This is a genomic window from Herbiconiux daphne (assembly GCF_024979295.1).
In the GTDB taxonomy this organism is placed as follows: Bacteria; Actinomycetota; Actinomycetes; order Actinomycetales; family Microbacteriaceae; genus Herbiconiux; species Herbiconiux daphnes.
In genome coordinates, this window is record NZ_JANLCJ010000413.1 from 1 (window position 1) to 692 (window position 692).

Annotated in this window: 2 protein-coding genes; both read left to right on the forward strand. The window is 37.1% G+C overall.

Going from position 1 to position 692, the window contains the following annotated elements; translation table 11 throughout:
- Positions 1 to 98 precede the first annotated feature (98 nt).
- Positions 99 to 239, forward strand: coding sequence for a hypothetical protein (locus tag N1032_RS25555; RefSeq protein ID WP_259543406.1), 141 nt, complete (start codon positions 99 to 101; stop codon positions 237 to 239).
- A 9-nt stretch (positions 240 to 248) separates the two neighbouring features.
- Positions 249 to 443: a hypothetical protein gene (locus N1032_RS25560; RefSeq protein ID WP_259543407.1), complete on the forward strand. Its 195-nt coding sequence runs from the start codon at positions 249 to 251 to the stop codon at positions 441 to 443.
- The last annotated feature ends 249 nt before the right edge of the window (positions 444 to 692 follow it).

The window sequence follows — 692 nt, forward strand, 5'->3', positions numbered from 1 at the left end:
CTGATCAACAATTGCTAAGCTTACGCGAACGTGGAATGAGATACTACTTGGATACTTGAGCCATTTCTCGTGGTGGAAAGATTCCCGAATCAATGAAGATGATTGATGAAGTTCTTGGAAACGTCGGCGCTTTCATTCCAATCGGAACATTGAACAAGCTATTGATTATGGCAACAAGAATAAAACGCGCGGTTGGAAAGTATTATCATCCAACAGTAAATGATTTCATGAAAGAATGATCTGATGAAATGAAGCAAAAAGCAAAGGTTGGTTTAAGATCAACCGTAGCAACAAGTGCCGGTGGCGGAAGAATTGGTAGAGCTGCCGGATCATTATCTACCGGATCAGCGCCAAGATTAAGAAGAACCGAAGCGCAACGGGCTTACGGCGTATCAAGAAGATACAAAACAAAAGTAAACAAGATAACAAATCTAGTCAAATAGCGATATTTGGCTTTTGTTATAATTAAATAGAAAGTAGGTACTATGATACAACACGATGCAACAACATGATTTGAAGATAAGTTCCTTGACTTCTTCGAAAAAGATTTCAAAGGAAATACGATGGGAACAATGAAGTTTCCAAAATCAACATTAAAAAACTTTGATGAGAATAACATCGATTCAATTAACACTTTAGCAAATTCATTGGCAAACATCTGAATAAGCGCGATTGCAAGAAACAAAGATATT

Bases quoted from the DNA above. Each gene is read 5' to 3' on its own strand.
- N1032_RS25555 (WP_259543406.1), top strand. From the start codon at position 99: ATGATTGATGAAGTTCTTGGAAACGTCGGCGCTTTCATTCCAATCGGA.
- N1032_RS25560 (WP_259543407.1), top strand. From the start codon at position 249: ATGAAGCAAAAAGCAAAGGTTGGTTTAAGATCAACCGTAGCAACAAGT.